Genomic DNA, 17362 nt, shown 5'->3' on the forward strand with positions numbered 1-17362 from the left:
CAGTTATGCATGCACAAAACGATTCCATCCATGGATATCCGGCCGGCGCCCGTAACGGATATCATCCAGTTCGGCCTTGAGCCGGTCAGCAATGCTGTAGCCGTCTCCACCCACGACCGGTAATTCATAATCCCGCCCGTCGATGCCGATCACGCCGATCGGCGAAACAACGGCAGCCGTCCCCGCGCCAAAGGCTTCCCGTACCGCTCCGCTCTCAAGTCCCGCCTCCAGCTCCGGCACCGAGATAGCCCGCTCTTCCACCCGAATACCCATGGCGGCCGCCAACGTCAGCAGGCTGTCCCGCGTGATCCCATCGAGCACCGTATCCCCAAGCGGCGGCGTCACCAGTCCATCCCCAAAAACAAAAAAGACATTCATCATTCCGGACTCTTCCACCTGCGAATGCGTCAGCCCATCCGTCCACAGCACCTGGTCATAACCCTCGGCCTTCGCCTTTTCGGTCGGATATAACGCGCCTCCATAGTTGCCGCCGCATTTGGCGTAACCCGTTCCCCCGCGCACCGCGCGCGCATATTCCCGCTCGACCTTCACCCGCACCGGTCCGGAGAAATAGGCCCCCGACGGCGAGCACACGATCGCAAACTTGTAACTGTCCGACACCCGCACCGCAAGCCGGGTATCGGTTGCGATCTGGAAGGGCCGGATATACAGCGCGCTGCCCGGCTGCCCCGGAACCCATTCCTGGTCCTGTTCCATCAGCCGGCGCATTCCCTCGTGAAACAACTCCCGCGGGATCACCGGCATACAAAGCCGGGCTGCCGTCCGGGTCAGCCGTTCGTAATGCTTGTCCGGGCGAAAGATGTGGACACGGTCGTCTTCCGTCCGAAAGGCTTTCATCCCTTCAAAGATGGCTTGACCATAGTGGAAGACAAGAGAAGTCGGCATAAGGGAAAAAGGCCCGAACGGAACGATCGAACCGTCCTTCCATCGGCCATCGGCATAGTCACACACGAACATATGATCGGTGTATTGGGCCCCGAGGGCGGGCGCAGGAGCGGCTTTTGTTTGCATGGCTTATCATTTATAGGACAAAGGTCCGGAACAAAAAAGAAAAAAAACAGATGCAGAATTTTTAATTTTGACTAGATCAGATTCATCTTTTAAGTATGAAAAAGAAAACCGCTTCCGCAGACCCCCTCTACCTCCAGGTAGCCGAAGGTCTCGAAAAAATGATCGGGGACGAGACCCTCAAGATCGGCGACAAGCTCCCCTCCGTCCGCATGCTCAGCGAGGAATATGGCATCAGTATGGGCACCGCCTTCCAGGCCTATTATCATCTCGAAGGCAAGGGACTCGTAGAATCCCGGCCGAAATCCGGTTACTATGTCCGCTTCAACCTTCGCCGGTTGCCGGGCTTGCCCCGGATAGCGGAACCCGAACCGGTGCCCAGCGAGATAAGCGTGCAGGAAATGATCGCCAATGTTTTCCAACGCTTTTCCCGGGAAGATTTTGTCAACTTCTCCGTGGCCGCCCCGCCGATAAGCCTGCTGCCGGCGGCAAAGCTGAACAAATCCCTGGTGCACGCGCTGCGGGCCTCCCCACATCACGGCATCCAGTATGAACATAGCCAGGGCAATGCCGAACTTCGCCGGCAACTGGCCCTCCTGGCCTTTCACTGGGGCGGGAAATATACCGCGGAAGATGTGGTGGTGACGGCCGGTTGCATGGAGGCCCTGGTCATGTGTCTGAAAGCGACGACAAAGCCGGGCGATACCGTCGCCATCGAGAACCCCACTTATTTCGGCATCTTCCAGGTGATGGAGAGCCTCGGGTTGAAAGCAGTGGAAATCGCCGCCGACCCACTCACGGGGATCGATCCGCAACAGCTGGAAGTGCTGATCAAAAAATTCCCGATCAAGGCCTGCGTCTTCGTCACCAACTTCAGCAACCCGCTGGGCTCCTGTATGCCCGATGAGAAAAAGAAGGCCCTGGTGCAGTTGCTCACCCGTCATCGCATTCCGCTGATCGAGGACGATATCTATGGAGAGATGTATTTCGGCCGCCACCGGCCCCGTACCTGCAAGTCTTTCGACACCGAAGGATGGGTTCTCTATTGCAGCTCGTTGTCAAAATCCCTGGCTCCCGGCTATCGCATCGGCTGGACCATCCCCGGCCGGTTCACCCAACAACTGGTCAGGATCAAGATGATGCATACCGTTTCAGGTACCACGCTGACCCAACTGGCCATCGCCCATTTCCTGGGTATCGGTCGCTACGAATTTCATCTGAAGAAACTGCGTAAGGCGCTGCACACGCAGTGCCTCCGCTATCTGCAGGGTATCTGGCAACATTTCCCGCCGGATACGAAGGTATCCCGGCCCCAGGGCGGTTTTGTCCTCTGGATACAGCTGGACCGGAAGCTGAATGCTTATCGCCTCTATCAGGAAGCATTGAAACACAACGTCTCAGTCGCTCCCGGCCAGCTCTTCTCGGCCCAGGGACAGTTTGGCAACTGTCTGCGTCTCAGCTATGCCCGCCCCTGGGACGCCGAAGTGGAAGATGCCCTGCGGATGCTGGGAGCGCTGATCAAAAAAATGTCGTAACTTAAGGGAAGCTCTTTGTTTCGCTGGAAACTATTTGTTTATAACCCAAAAACGATGCTATATGAATTTGGTACAACGTGTGGAACACTGGGGTGACACTCATCACCCCCAATGGCTCGATATAGTACGCATTTTGTTGGGAGTCTTTCTCTGTTATAAGGGCATTGACTTCCTGATGAACATGGGCACCATGCTCGGCCTCATCACCAACAGAATGTCCTTTGGTTCGTTTACAGAGATGCTGATGGGCAATTATATCGCCTTTGCTCACATCCTCGGTGGCATCCTGCTGATCCTGGGAGCATTGACGCGGTTTGCCTGCCTGCTGCAGATCCCGGTCCTCCTTGGTGCCATATTTTTTGTAAATACTTCGCTTTACCGTCCTTTCTCCGAAATGCTCCTCGCAATCCTCGTATTCCTGTTGCTGATCCTTTTCCTGATCGTCGGAAACGGGCCGGTACAATTATTGAAATTCCAGCCGGACGAGCGGTCCGGAGCGAAATAAAGATTTATTCCAGATAGATCTTCTCGATGAGTTTGCTGAACTTCTCCGTCACCACCTTGCGCCGGAGACTCAGCTTGGGCGTCATTTCACCCGACTCGACGGTCCATTCCGCGGGCAACAGTTCGAAGCGCTTTATCTGCTCGACATGACTGAAGTGGACGTTATAGCCATCGATGACCTGCCGGTAAAAAGCCAGCACCTTCGGATCGTGGATCATCTGCTCGTGGGTGGTGGCCGTGACACCGTTTTGCCGGCTCCACTCCTCCAGCCGGGGAAAAGCCGGTACGATCAGCGCACCGACAAACTTTCGCTCCGGTCCAACCACCATGATCTGCTCGATATAAGGCGACTCCTTCATCTTGCCTTCAATGGCCAGCGGAGCCACATACTTGCCGCCGCTGGTCTTGAACATCTCTTTTTTCCGGTCCGTGATCTTGAGATATTTGTTGTCGACGAACTCCCCGATATCCCCGGTATGGAACCAGCCATCGGAGATCGCTTCCGCAGTGAGATCGGGCCGTTTGTAATAACCCATCATCACGTTCGGCCCCTTGACAAGGATCTCCCCGTCTGCGGCGATCTTCGCTTCGATGCCGGGGATCAACGGACCCACCGTACCAAAATGCCGGTCATGCACCTCCATCCGGTTCACACTGATGACGGGAGAGGTCTCCGTTAACCCGTATCCTTCGAGGATCGGGATCTTCGCCGCCGTGAAGATGCGGATCAGCCGGACCTGCGCCGCAGCGCCGCCGCTGGCAATACAGGTGATATTATTCCCCAGTGCCTCCCGCCATTTACTGAAGATAAGTTTGTTGGCCAGGGAAAGCTGGATGTTGTAGCCAAGCCCCATCGGCTTGTTGATCTCGAAGCGGGCCGCCAGATCATGCGCCCAAAAGAACAGTTTTTTCTTTATCCCCGTCAACTCGGACCCCTTGTGCATGATCCGGTCGTAGACCTTCTCCAGCAGCCGGGGTACGGTAACGAACATCTGCGGCTTCACCTCCTTCAGGTTATCCCCGATGGTATCCATGCTCTCCGCATAATAAATGGTGCTGTTATTAAAAAGATAGACATAGGTCAGCATCCGCTCGTAAATATGATTAAGCGGTAAAAAACTCAGGGCCCGGATCTTGCCTTGCGGCAAACAGGGCATACAGGAGTGGACATTGCTGACGATATTCCGGTGTGAAAGCATCACCCCCTTTGGCGTTCCGGTCGTCCCCGAAGTATAGATGACGGTGGCCAGGTCGTCCTCATCGATGGCGTCCCGGATCTTTTTCTGCTGTGCGGCTTCCTCCGCCGTCGCGGTAACAAGCAACTCATGCCAGTTACGGGCTCCCGGTACGGGTTCGAAGGTGAAGACCTCTTTGAGGGAGGGCACCTTTTCCCGGATCGCCTGCACGGTGTGATAGAGATCCTTATCATTGACGAAAAGATACCTCACCTGCGCATCGTTCAGGATAAACTCGAGTTCGTTTGGTGAAATAGTGGGATAGACGGGCGCCAATGCAGCGCCGATGCGCTGGACGGCAAGATCGAGCATGATCCATTCCGGCCGGTTCTTACAGATGATCCCCACCTTCTCAATGGTCTCGGGGGTTCGGTCTCCGCCGGAAATTCCCAGCCGGAGAAGGCCGGTACATAATTTATCAACGGTTTCAGCGACTTCCTGCGTACTATGGGTCTTATAGACCCCACCCACTTTGCCCGCCAGCATATCCGGTAACGGGTCTCTTTCCAGGTTCAGCGTCAGACAGTCGAACAATCGCTTGGGTTCGGTCATAAATAACTGTTTGACGACAAATTAGCAAAAAATTCCTACTTCGCGGCCACCTGGTAATATTGTCCTTCCGGCATCTTAAAGACCCTTCCCCGCTGAAAGTCGATAAAGCGCTTGTACTCCTCGTTATGAACATTTGTCCAGGTCTGGAAAGCCGGTAAATTACCCGCCGCCCCGAAGATCCATTCGTTATACGCGTCAAACATCCCCTCCTTTAACAACTGGCGCTCGAAATCGAACAGCCGGTAAGGATAATTGGTGGGATAGGTGGTGAACCAGTTGAGGATGAATTTGGTTCTGAGAACCGTAAGCGACTCTGCCGTAATCCCGTCCTTGACGGTAAAGTTCAACGGCCCCATGATGTTGAGCCAGGCATTGACAAAGGGACTCTTCGTATCCTGGTTCTTATGCATATCGCTCTCGGTATACAGTTTCTTATACCCTTCGAGCAACAACTCCTTTATTTCCGCGGTGCGTTTTGTATAGCTTTCCAGGTTGAGGAAGATCTCCCCATAAAGCAGGCTCCACACCTTATCATAGGTAAAATAGTAATACTTGGCTGCAAAATAATAGTTACCGGAGTAATTCGGGTCCACTTCGATGCCTTTCTCCCATTCCTTGATGGCGCCATAATCCTGGCGCGCCCAAAGCATCTCCCCATACTCGCTGTGCAGCGGACCGCTGCGGGGGTATTTCTTCAGTCCATCCCGATACAGCTTTTCGCATTCTTTCGCCTGGTCGATTGCCTTGTACAGCATCGCGGCAATCTGGTAACTCTGCACGTCCGCGTCCGGCCGGTCGACCAGCGCGCGGGCAAGGCTGACTCCCTTGATATAGTCCTTGCTGAGATAATAGTTAAAAGCGAGGTCTTTTGACAGCTCGAGGTTTTGCGGATCCTTTTGAAGTGCCGTATTCAACACGACAATGGCATTCGTATAATCCCCCTGCTGGGTATATCCGCGGGCAACCGTCTGCGGGGATTTATCATCCGTGGATTGTGCAAGGACAGAGAATTGTGAAAGGGTCAGTGCCGTGAAAAAAACAAGGATCCTGTTCATGCATATTGCTTTGTTGATCAAATAAGATGTGTAAGCAGTCCGTCCCGCAGTTTCGGCTCAAACCAGGTACTCTTTGGCGGCATTACCTGGCCGCTGTCGGCAATGTCGAACAGTTGTTGGATGCTGACGGGATAAAGACTGAACGCCGCTTTCATCTCGCCGCTGTCGACCCGCCGCTCCAGCTCCTGCAAGCCGCGGATACCACCCACGAAATCGATCCGCTTGTCTGTCCGCGGATCTTTGATGCCAAGCAGTTTGTCGAGGATATTCTTCTGAAGGATGGTCACATCCAGGATGCCGATCTCGTCGGTGCTGAAGCTGCCGTCCTTTGCAACCAGCTTGTACCAGCCGCCGTCTATATATAAGCCAAACTCATGCAGCTGCTGCGGCTGAACGGCCTTATCCACCTTCCCGACAAAGAAATCTTTTTGCAGCAGATCGATAAGATCCTCGACGCTATGCCCGTTGAGATCATGAACAAGCCGGTTGTAATCCATGATCTGCAGTTGATCGGAAGGGAACAGCGTCGTCAGGAAATAATCCGCTGCGGCGGAAGCCCCCGCTCCCAACGCCTTGCGCACCTTGGCGGCCGACGCAGCCCGGTGATGACCGTCTGCGATATAGGTGAAGGGCACCTCATTGGCGAATAACGCGGTTATCGTCTTGACGGTTCCCTCGTCATTGACGATCCATATCGTATGACCGATGCCGTCATCGGCCTTAAAAGCATAGACGGGCAACTGATCCCGCTTCCAGCTTTCGATGACATCGTCGATGGCGCTGACGCTGTTATAGGCAAGAAAAACATTCCCCGTCTGCGCCCGGATGGTCTGCATATGATGGATCCTGTCGGCCTCTTTGTCGGGCCGGGTCAGCTCATGTTTTTTGACGATGTTCTTCTCATAGTCGTCGACACTGCTGCCGCACACAAGACCGGTCTGGCTGCGCCCGTTCATCACCAGCTGATAGATATAATAACAGGGCGTGTTCTCCTCGAGGAGAATGCCTTTTTCGATAAAAGATTGCAGATTCTCTTTTGCCTTATCGTATACTTCCTGTGAATGGGTGTCGATGTTCAGCGGCAGGTCGATCTCCGACTTGGTAATATGCAGAAAAGAATAAGGATTGTCCGCAGCCTCTTCCCGGGCCTCATGACTGCTGAGCACATCATAGGGCTTCGACGCAACCTGGCCGGCGAACTGCGGATCAGGCCGTAGAGCCTGAAAAGGAACAATCGTAGACATAGTATTAGTTAGGCTTTTTTTAGTGCGAATTCATTCATCAGTTCCGTCAGCGTCCGCACGCTGCTGAGAGGCATCGCGTTATACAGGGATACCCGGAAGCCGCCGACATTGCGGTGCCCTTTTACCCCAACCATTCCGTTGGCCTTGCATTCCGCCAGAAATTCCTTCTCGAGCGTTTCGTCATCCATTACAAAGACCACATTCATCTTGCTTCGATCCTCTTTTGCCACGGTAGGCCGGAAAACAGGGAGCCGGTCCAGGGTATCATATAACAACGCGGCTTTCCGGTCGTTGATCGCCTCGATTGCCGAAACACCCCCCAGCTGCTTCAGCCAGCGAAGGGTTAGCATACATACATAGATCGCGAATACCGGGGGCGTATTCAGCAGAGAGCCGGCCGCGATATGCTCGCGATAGTCCATCATCGATGGCAGCGGCCTGCTGACATGGCCCAGTATGTCCTTCCGGACAACGACCATATTGACACCCGCGGCGCCGATGTTCTTTTGGGCGCCCGCATAAATAAGCGCAAACCGGTTGAAATCCATCACCCGGCTGAGAATATCGCTGCTCATATCGGCAATAAGCGGAACAGCCGTCTCGGGGATGGAATGCATCTGCGTGCCCTCGATCGTATTATTTGTCGTGTAGTGGAAATAACTGGCATTCTCCGGTATCCGGTATCCTTTCGGGAGATAACTGTAGTTCCGGTCTTTCGAACTGGCGACAACTTCCACCTTTCCGAAAAGCTTTGCTTCCTTGATCGCCTTCTTGCCCCAGACGCCACCGTCGAGGTAGGCGGCCGTGTCCTGTTCGTTCAGCAGGTTCATGGGAACCTGGAAGAATTGCGTGGAGGCGCCTCCATGAAGAAAAAGAAGTTCATGATCACTGTCCAGCTTCATCAGCTCACGGGCTGTTGCCATTGCTTCATCGACCACTTCCTGGAATAAAGCGGTCCGGTGCCCGATCTCGAGAATCGACAGTCCCGTACCATTGTAGTCCACTATGGCCCGGCTGGCCTGTTCAAAGACTTCCTTTGGTAAGATACTCGGACCGGCATTGAAATTATGAACCACGACGCGAAAATTTTTAATGAAGGTCAAAGATAAGCTATTGCTCGTCAACTTCTGCGACGCCACCCGAGATCGCAAACTTCATCGCGTCGGCCGAGCTGATGTCCGTCAGGATCCGCACCCGGTCTCTTTTTACAAAATAAAGATGACCCGCAAATGCATAGGACTGCGGCAGATATACAGCGACATATTCCTGTAGATCGAATTGCTGAAGATCTTCCTGCGTGATAAAACCTACCTGCCATACATCGGGCGCGGCGATACTCACCAGCACGGACTTGGTGAATTTCCGTTTACTGCCGGCAAACGCCTCGAAGAAATCCTTGATCGTCGAATAGATAAGCTTGATACCCGGCGTCCGCTCCAGCAGCGATTCGGCAAACTCAACCACCCGGCTCACGATCCACGACGGCGAAATATAACCGACAATCAACGCAATGCCAATGAATACGACAAAACCCAACCCGGGAAGCCGCCGCGGCAGCCCGAAGGCATCCGTCCCGATCAATTTGGGGAAGATCGAGTATACAAGGTTGGGAAGGATGCCGTCGATCCAGTAGAACGCCGTCACCAGGATCCAGATGGTTATCGATATCGGTGCGAGGATAAGCAGCCCCTGGAGAAAAAGCCGAAAAAGGTTGCGGGGAATTTGGCGTGAGGGCATGTATAGCTATTTAGGGGTCAAAATTAGGCATTCTGCCCCGATCCCGCCCATTTGCCGTTCACCGACAAAATCCGCCATTCACCGGTAAATAATACACAATTCGTCATAGGAAACTTTGGTAACGATAAAAGTTTCTCTAGTTTTGCCGCCGTGGATGTAAAAGAGAGAATATTAGGAAAAGCCGCTGAGCTGTTTATGCGGTACGGCATCCGGTCCATCACCATGGATGAGATCGCTGCCCAACTTGGAATTTCGAAAAAGACTATTTATCAATTCTTTACAGATAAGGATGATATGGTATACGCGGTAATCGGGCAGGAGATCCAAAAGAACGAGGCAGAGTGTCTCCAATACCGCTATAGCTCCAACGACAGCGTACACGAGATCTTTCTGGCGGTGGAGGACCTGGAAGAAATGCTGCGCTATACCAACCCGATGATGCTCTATGACCTGGAGAAATACCATCCCCGGGCCTTTCAGAAGATCAGGGAGTATAAATACCAGTTCCTGCATGAGGCCATCCTGGAAAATCTCCGGAAAGGCATCGAAGATGGGGTCTACCGGCCGGATATCAACCGGGATATAGTGGCGAAAAATCGGATAGAATCCGCCTTCCTCGTCTTCAACATCGACCTGTTCCCCCATAGCCGCTATAAGATGTCCGAAGTCAATTTTGAACTCGCCATGCTTTTCCTGTATGGCATCGTGACCGATAAAGGCAGAAAGCTGATCGAAAAATACACCGAAGAACGCACCAAAAAACTATCTCATGAACAACACGCTTAGCCGTCTTTTGGGGATTCCCTTACTGCTGGTGGTTTTTAACCTCCGTGCCCAGCAAGTACATGATCTTTCACTTGCACAGTCGATCGACTATGCATCGAAGAACAGTGTGCTGGTAAAGAACTCACTGCTGGACTACCAGCTCCAGGTGCAAAGCAATCGCGCCACCACGTCTCAGGCGCTGCCACAGGTAAGCGGTAACCTCGGCTGGACAGACTATATCCAGATCCCTACTACCCTGATCCCCTCGGAGTTTACCGGCGGCCAGCCCGGCACCTTCACCCCGCTGAAATTCGGTACCCAGTACAACACCACGGCCGGTGTCACCCTTACGCAGATCCTCTTCGATGGTCAGGTGTTCGTAGGGTTGCAGGCCCGCCAGGCTTCACTGGATTTCTACCGGAAGAGAACCGAGATCACCGAACAGATGGTCCGTGCCAACATCAACAAGATCTACTACCAGCTGCTCGTCGGCAAATGGCAGATCGATCAGGTGGACGCCAATATCTCCAGTCAGCAGGAACTGCTGCATAACTCCACCGAGATGTTCAAGAATGGATTCGCCGAACAACTGGATGTGGACAAAGCAACCGTTCAGCTGGCCAATCTTGAATCCGAAAAAATACAGGTGGAGTACCAGCTTTCCAATGGTTATCTCGGTCTGAAGGTCCTGATGGGCATGCCGGTAAAAGATTCTCTGCATCTGAGTGATACCCTCACCTATGACATGGTCCGGGATGCTGCGCTAAACGACGACTATAAATATACCGACCGCCGCGACTATCAGCTGCTCCAGATCAACCGGCAGCTGAACGAGTTCGACATCAAACGATACAAAAAAGAATATATCCCGACGGTTAAGCTAAACGTTAACTACTCCCAGAACCAATACACCAGCGACTTCAATTGGGGTCAGAAAATGTCCTGGTTCCCCACCACCTACGTCGGCCTGGCTATCAATGTGCCCATCTTCGATGGTTTTTACAAGGACGCCAATATAAAACAGGCAAAGCTCAGGCTGCAACAGACCTCGAATAGCATCGACTCGCTGAAGAACCGGATCGACAACGATGTCAAAGAGTCCCAGATCCGTTTCACGGCGGCCCTGGCAACCCTCGATTATCAAAAAAAGAACATGGACCTGTCCCAACGGGTGTATACCCAGACGCGGAAAAAATATGAACAGGGTCTTGGCTCTAACCTCGAGGTTACCACGGCGCTGAACGATCAACGCACGGCCCAGGCCAACTATTTCAACGCCCTGTACAACGCGATAGCCGCCAGGGTGGATTATCTCAACGCCATCGGAAAACTGTAACTAACCTATTGTAAGAAAAATAAAAAATTGATCGATATGCATAAGCTACTGACTGTTGTATTCGCTTCTTCCCTGTTGCTGGCCGCCTGCGGCAGCGGCTCCGTTCAGTCGGATGATTCGCTTGACGGGAAAAAGAAACAGCTCGCCGCTCTGAAAGACCAACAGGAAAAACTGGCAAAACAAATAACCACCCTCGAGGACGTGATCGCAAAAACCGACTCGACGGCCGGGCCCAGGGAAAAGGCAAAGCTGGTGGCATTGACGGGCATCGTTCCGACATCCTTCACCCATTATATCGATCTTCAGGGGAATGTCGAAGCGGAGAACTATTCCAATGTTTCGCCCAACGGCAGCGGCGGTGTAGTGCGCGAGGTATTGGTCAAACAAGGCGATCACGTCAATAAAGGACAATTGCTCGTTCGCCTCGATGACGCTATCCAGCGCCAACAACTGACCAATGCCCAAACCCAGTTGGCTTATGCAAAGGATATCTACAACCGCAGAAAGAATCTCTGGGATCAAAAGATCGGTACGGAGGTAGAGCTCATCAACGCGAAAAACCAGGTAGACCAGGCCGAAACCCAGGTAAAGATAAATGAGGAACAACTGAATTGGACAAATGTCTATGCCGATATCCCCGGCACCGTGAACTATCTCAGTCTTAAGGTCGGCGAGTTCTTCTCTTCGGCGGTGCAGGCGCAGTCCACGGCAAATAGTCCGTCGTCGCTGCAGATAATGAACACGGACAATATGAAGGCCACGGTCAATATACCCGAACTCTACCAGGAACGGATCCATGTCGGCACCCCTGTTAAAATTGCCTTCCCGGGCCTCAATAATAAAGTAGTCACCGGCACCGTCCGGGTTGTCGGCAAAGTGATCAACACCGGCAACCGCGCCTTCCAGGTGGAGATCCACCTCCCCGCGGACCGGGACATCCGCGCCAATCAGGTCGCCGTCGTCAAGCTGCAGGACTATACCGCGAAAAACGTCCTGACCATTCCTATCAACACGCTTCAAACAGACGAAAAAGGGAAATACGTGATGGTGGCTTCAACGGAAAAAGGCAGGACCATTGCACATAAGAAAGCCATCACCATCGGCCAGTCCTATGCCGACCAGGTGGAAGTCACCAGCGGCCTCGAGCAAGGGGACCAGCTTGTAACGGATGGCTTCCAGGGTCTCTATGAAGGCCAGCTGATCACGACCCAATAGGGTCCGCGCAGGTAGTCGATTTCTCATCATTTGAAAAAACACTTATGAGCGCTTTAGAAAATTTTACAGGAAAGTTCAAACACTTCAGGCCCACTACCTGGAGTATAAAGAATAAGACGTCCATCTATCTGTTTATGCTCGTCGTGAGCGCCTGGGGGGTGTTCCAGTTCGTCACCCTGCCAAAAGAACAGTTCCCGGATATCGTTATCCCAACCATCTACGTCTCCACCATTTATACCGGTACCAGCCCCAAAGACATGGAGAACCTGGTCACCCGGCCCATCGAGAAGCAGATAAAAGGCATTACGGGCGCCAAGATCAATAAGTTCACCAGCACTTCGCAGCAGGATTATTCGGCCATCGTAGTGGAATTCGAAACCGATGTACAAACCGATATCGCCCTGCAAAAAGTAAAGGACGCTATCGACAAGTCGAAGCAAGACCTGCCCACCGACCTGACCCAGGAGCCAACCGCCCTTGAAGTGAGCTTTTCGGATCAGCCGATCATGTACGTCAATATCAGCGGGGATTACGATCAGCAGCGGCTGAAGAAATTCGCCGACGATATGAAGGACAGACTGGAAGACCTGCCCGAGCTTAATCGCGTCGATATTGTCGGCGCTCCCGAACGCGAGTTTCAGATCAATGTCGATAACTACAAGCTCCGCTCGCACAACCTCAGCTTCGACGATATCAACAATGCGGTAAAAGGCGAAAATCTCGACATCTCCGGCGGTCAGCTGGATGTCGGCAACATGAAACGAAATCTGCAGCTGAAAGGGCAGTTCCATACGGCTCAGGATATCGAACAGATCATCGTTCGCAGCCCGGACAACGGCTCCGCCGTCTACCTTAAGGACATTGCTACGATAAAGGATACGATAAAGGACCGGGAAAGCTATGCCCGGCTCGGCGGCAAGAACGTCGTAACGCTGAACATCATCAAACGCAGCGGTGAAAACCTGATCAAGACCTCCGATGATGTAAAGAAGACGGTCGAAGAGATGAAGACCAGTCTCCCGAGAGACCTGAAGGTGGTGGTCACCGGCGACCAGAGCAATCTGACCCGAACCTCCTTCAACGATCTGGTCAACTCCATCATCATCGGCTTTATCCTGGTGCTCATCATCCTCATGTTCTTCATGGGGGTGGTCAACGCGTTCTTCGTGGCGCTTTCCGTCCCGCTGAGTATGTTCCTGGCCTTCGTCTTCCTCCCGGCAGCGAATGTCATTATCGGCACGGCGGTCACCCTCAACTTCATCGTTCTCTTCGCACTGCTCTTCGGCCTGGGCATCATCGTGGACGACGCCATCGTGGTCATAGAGAACACCCACCGCATATTTACCATGGGGAAAGGCCGGATCAATCCTTCCACTTCGGCAATGATGGCCGCCGGTGAAGTGTTTATCCCGGTGTTCGCCGGAACCCTGACGACCCTGGCCCCCTTCTTCCCCCTGCTGTTCTGGCCGGGGATCATCGGGAAATTCATGGTCTATCTACCGGCCATGCTCATCTTTACCCTGGCCGCCTCCCTCGTCGTCGCCTTTATTATGAACCCGGTCTTCGCCGTCGATTTCATGAACCACCCCGATGACGGCACTACGCGTTCAAAGGCGGCGATGTTCAGAAAACCCGGTTTCTGGATCGCGGTTGCCTTCGGGATCTTTTTCGATCTGGCGCATGTCACCTTCCTGGGGAACCTGCTGCTCTTCCTCGTACTCCTCGCCATCCTGAATAAATTCGTCTTCGATGCCATGATCCACGGCTTCCAGAACAGGGTACTTCCCTGGATCATGGGGCATTACGAGCGAAGTCTCCGCTGGGCGCTCAAAGGCTGGCGACCGGCCTGGCTGCTGTTCGGCACCTTCCTGCTGCTGATCTTCTCGTTTGTTCTGTTCGGCGCCAGGAATGTACAGGTCGTCTTCTTCCCGAAAGGCGATCCCAACCAGATCTACGTCTATCTGAAACTCCCCGTCGGTACGGCCGTGGACTACACCGATTCCGTCACCAAAACCCTCGAAAACAAGGTCTACAAGGTATTGGATATGGAGAATGGTAAGCCAAACCCGGTCGTGGAAAGCGTCATTGCCAACGTGGCCATCGGGGCAAACGACCCGACGAGCGGCGACCAGAGCACCCATCCCGAATTGGGCCGTATCCAGGTGTCCTTCGTTGAATTCGCCAAACGCAATGGAGTGAATACCGCCAGATACCTCGACTCGATCCGCCACGTGATAAAAGGCATCCCCGGCGCGGAGATCACGGTCGACCAGGAACAGGGTGGGCCGCCTACCGATCCCCCTGTCAACATCGAAGTATCCAGCGACGATTTCGATGACCTGACAAAAACAGCCGTAAACCTTAAAAATTACCTCGACTCCATTCAGACTCCCGGCGTCGAAGAGTTGAAAATGGATGTGGACCTTACCAATCCCGAAATAACCTTGACAGTTGACCGCCGACGGGCTATGACCGAAGGCGTAAGTTCTGCGCAGATCGGCCAGCAGTTGCGGACAGCATTGTTCGGACTGGAGGCGTCGAAGATCAAAGAAGGAAAAGAAGAATATAAGATTCAGATCCGCAACCTGGCCGTTCAGCGCAAGAACCTGGTCGATCTCCTGAATATGAACGTAACCTTCCGGGATATGGCCGGCGGCGGCGCCATCAAGAACGTGCCGATCAGCTCGCTGGTCCATATCGATTATACCAGCACCCTGGGCAGCGTAAAACGCAAGAACCAGAAGCGGGTGATCACCCTGAAGTCGAATGTGCTCAACGGCTATACCCCCACCGCCGTGAACCAGCAGCTCGCGAAATCCATCGCCGAGTTTAAAAAGAAACCGGATGGGGTCACGATCACCCAGACAGGGGAGGGGGCACAACAAGCGGAAACGGGCGCTTTCCTTGGAAAAGCCCTGGTCATCGCGCTGGCAACCATCCTCGCCATCCTCGTGCTGCAGTTCAATTCGGTCAGCAAGTCGGTGATCATCCTGAACGAGATCCTGTTCAGCGTCATCGGCGTGATCCTCGGCTTCGCAATCACAAAGATGGAAGTGTCCGTTATCATGACCGGTCTCGGGATCGTCGGCCTCGCGGGTATCGTCGTAAAGAACGGGATTCTCGTGATCGAGTTTACCGATGAACTCCGTGGTCGTGGGATGAAGACAAGAGAGGCGGCAATCGAGGCCGGGAAAACCCGTATCATCCCTGTGCTGCTTACGGCCCTGGCCGCGATCCTGGCACTCGTACCGCTGGCCATCGGCTTCAACATCAATTTCGTTACCCTGTTCTCCGACCTGAACCCGCATATCTACTTTGGCGGCGATAACGCCGTCTTCTGGAAGCCCCTGTCCTGGACCATCATCTTCGGGTTGGCCTTCGCGTTCTTCATGACCCTGTTCATGGTTCCCAGTATGTACCTGCTGGCGGAAAGGCTGAGGCGGCCGATGCGCCGTCACTGGGGCGGGAAATGGATATCCTTCCTGGGGATACCGCCTTTTACCATCCTCTTCCTCCTGCTCCTGTTCATCACCCTCTTCCGGCATCGCTACGAGGTGGCTCGCCGCCGCCGTCGCCTGCAAGGCCGGCGCGGGGCCGATGAGACCTGGATCAGAAGCTGGTTTTAAAATACAAAAGGCCCGTCGGAAGACGGGCCTTTTTTTATGGAGAGAGCTTTTTAATTTCTATTGTTGGCAAAACGGGTCAGCAATTTCAGAACCTCGATATATAACCAGACCATCGTCACCAGCAGGCCAAATGCGCCATACCATTCCATATATTTAGGTGCACCCATTTGGGCACCGACTTCGATCCGCTCGAAATCCAGGACAAGGCTAAGCGCCGCGATAGCGACGACAAAAAGATTGATACCGATACCCAGCGGGCTCGAATTACCCCAGGCCATAAAGCTAAGGTTCACGCCGAAAAACCCCAGGACGATCCATACCAGATAAAACACGCCGATGCCCGCCATCGACCCGATGATCACCGCTTTAAATTTCTGCGTCGGCTTGATGATCCTGAAATTATAAAGCAGGAAGACGGCAAAGGCCACGGCAAAGGTCAACATCACCGCCTGAAGCACAATGCCCGGATAATTTTTCTTGAACGCATCATTGATGACGGCCGAGAAAGCCCCGAGCGCCAAACCTTCCAACAGGCCATAAGCAGGAGATAGCCATTTGGCGGTCGTAGGCTTGAAAGAGATGATCAAGGCCGTTATCAACCCGCCGATGAGGCCAACCCACATCAACGTGTTCATGGTGGGAAACTTGAATTCAGCATATAATTTCCAGGTGTAAGCTGCACCCGCAGCCACCATCAACAACAAGAATCCAAATTTCTGTATAGAGCCTCTTACCGTCATCACCTCAGTGTCGGCGGGGTTAAGACTTCGGTTAAAGATCTTTTCCGAGAGGGTAGGATTACCGGATTTAAAAAGTGCCATAATATTTGTGTTTAGATATTAGTAATGTACAAATTGTATACAAAAATAGCAAGGAAACCCACAGTCTGCTAAACTGTCAGTGCAACTTTAACATTCCCCGAAAAATTAACCCTTTTTGCTATTATCGGGTGGAGGAGGAGGACTGGCCTTTTTGGGCTCGCGATTGCCGGCATTTCCGGGATTGCCCCTTTGCGGATTGCCGCCTCTGCCGTCTCTGCCGCCACGGTTGTTGGCGTTGTCAGAACGTCTGCCGCCGGCATTCTCCGGGCCGCCGCCGCGACCGGAATTGTCACCACCGCGACCGCTGTTATCGCCGCGTCCGCTGTTATCGCCGCGTCCGGCATTGTCACCGCGTCCGGCATTATCGCCGCCGCGACCAGAATTGTCGCCGCCGCCCCGGCCGGAATTATGTTGGGATTGATGCTTGTGTTGGCCATGTCTTTTCTTGCGGTCGGCCTTTTCCAGCGTCTTCAGACTGATCTGCCCCACGAGGTCGACATACGGACTCTCCGTCTCTTTCGGCTTACCCGTGCTCACTTCAACCGGATCCAGGTTGTCCGGGATCTGATTCTGGAGATTCAACTGTCTGATCTTCTGCACGCGCTCGATCGTCAGCGGATACTGTTTGTTGCTGTCCGGCAGGACATACCACATCAGATTCTTAAAAATGTCTTTCTTGATCAGGCTGGCCGTTCCCTTCGCCACCTG

General features: G+C 53.4%; 13 protein-coding genes and 1 pseudogene. 6 read left to right on the forward strand and 8 right to left on the reverse strand.

Annotation, left to right across the window (positions count from 1 at the left end; all coding sequences use genetic code 11):
* Positions 1–3: 3 nt before the first annotated feature.
* The gene (locus VGM48_RS20370) at positions 4–1032 is read right to left on the reverse strand and encodes a branched-chain amino acid aminotransferase (RefSeq protein ID WP_331582274.1); all 1029 of its coding nucleotides are present in this window, start codon (positions 1030–1032) and stop codon (positions 4–6) included.
* Between the two features lie 95 nt (positions 1033–1127).
* Between VGM48_RS20370 and VGM48_RS20375 the strand changes: the two genes are divergently transcribed.
* Positions 1128–2564, forward strand: coding sequence for a PLP-dependent aminotransferase family protein (locus VGM48_RS20375; protein WP_331582275.1), 1437 nt, complete (start codon positions 1128–1130; stop codon positions 2562–2564).
* Between the two features lie 61 nt (positions 2565–2625).
* Positions 2626–3069 (forward strand): DoxX family membrane protein, encoded by a 444-nt coding sequence (locus VGM48_RS20380; protein WP_331582276.1) that lies wholly within the window; start codon positions 2626–2628, stop codon positions 3067–3069.
* A 4-nt stretch (positions 3070–3073) separates the two neighbouring features.
* On the opposite strand, the gene VGM48_RS20385 is transcribed toward VGM48_RS20380, so the two are convergent.
* The 5 genes from VGM48_RS20385 to VGM48_RS20405 are packed head-to-tail and all read right to left on the reverse strand — an operon-like array spanning position 3074 to position 8891.
* On the reverse strand, positions 3074–4855 hold the full coding sequence (locus VGM48_RS20385; protein WP_331582277.1) for a long-chain fatty acid--CoA ligase: 1782 nt from the start codon (positions 4853–4855) through the stop codon (positions 3074–3076).
* Positions 4856–4890: 35 nt separating this feature from the next.
* Positions 4891–5910, reverse strand: a complete 1020-nt coding sequence (locus VGM48_RS20390) for a tetratricopeptide repeat protein (RefSeq protein WP_331582278.1) — start codon at positions 5908–5910, stop codon at positions 4891–4893.
* 17 nt (positions 5911–5927) lie between these two features.
* Positions 5928–7154: a DUF1015 domain-containing protein gene (locus tag VGM48_RS20395; RefSeq protein ID WP_331582279.1), complete on the reverse strand. Its 1227-nt coding sequence runs from the start codon at positions 7152–7154 to the stop codon at positions 5928–5930.
* 8 nt (positions 7155–7162) lie between these two features.
* Positions 7163–8230 carry a 3-phosphoserine/phosphohydroxythreonine transaminase gene (gene serC, locus VGM48_RS20400; RefSeq protein ID WP_331582280.1) on the reverse strand — a complete coding sequence of 356 codons (1068 nt, stop codon included), beginning with the start codon at positions 8228–8230 and terminating at the stop codon, positions 7163–7165.
* Positions 8231–8264: 34 nt separating this feature from the next.
* Complete coding sequence (locus tag VGM48_RS20405) at positions 8265–8891, reverse strand: DUF502 domain-containing protein (protein ID WP_331582281.1); 627 nt, start codon at positions 8889–8891, stop codon at positions 8265–8267.
* Positions 8892–9041: 150 nt separating this feature from the next.
* Here VGM48_RS20405 and VGM48_RS20410 point away from each other — a divergent pair, with 150 nt between their 5' ends.
* The 4 genes from VGM48_RS20410 to VGM48_RS20425 are packed head-to-tail and all read left to right on the forward strand — an operon-like array spanning position 9042 to position 15833.
* The gene (locus tag VGM48_RS20410) at positions 9042–9677 is read left to right on the forward strand and encodes a TetR/AcrR family transcriptional regulator (RefSeq protein ID WP_331582282.1); all 636 of its coding nucleotides are present in this window, start codon (positions 9042–9044) and stop codon (positions 9675–9677) included.
* Positions 9661–10992 carry a TolC family protein gene (locus VGM48_RS20415; RefSeq protein ID WP_331582283.1) on the forward strand — a complete coding sequence of 444 codons (1332 nt, stop codon included), beginning with the start codon at positions 9661–9663 and terminating at the stop codon, positions 10990–10992. Before VGM48_RS20410 ends, VGM48_RS20415 begins: the two co-directional genes overlap by 17 nt.
* Before the next feature lie 36 nt (positions 10993–11028).
* Positions 11029–12207 (forward strand): efflux RND transporter periplasmic adaptor subunit, encoded by a 1179-nt coding sequence (locus VGM48_RS20420; RefSeq protein WP_331582284.1) that lies wholly within the window; start codon positions 11029–11031, stop codon positions 12205–12207.
* 44 nt (positions 12208–12251) lie between these two features.
* Positions 12252–15833, forward strand: coding sequence for an efflux RND transporter permease subunit (locus VGM48_RS20425; RefSeq protein ID WP_331582285.1), 3582 nt, complete (start codon positions 12252–12254; stop codon positions 15831–15833).
* Between the two features lie 50 nt (positions 15834–15883).
* On the opposite strand, the gene VGM48_RS20430 is transcribed toward VGM48_RS20425, so the two are convergent.
* Positions 15884–16654 carry a Bax inhibitor-1/YccA family protein gene (locus VGM48_RS20430; protein WP_331582286.1) on the reverse strand — a complete coding sequence of 257 codons (771 nt, stop codon included), beginning with the start codon at positions 16652–16654 and terminating at the stop codon, positions 15884–15886.
* A gap of 105 nt (positions 16655–16759) precedes the next feature.
* Positions 16760–17362, reverse strand: a pseudogene (locus VGM48_RS20435) (hypothetical protein); the annotation flags it as partial.

It is taken from the genome of Puia sp. (assembly GCF_036500295.1).
In the GTDB taxonomy this organism is placed as follows: Bacteria; Bacteroidota; Bacteroidia; order Chitinophagales; family Chitinophagaceae; genus Puia.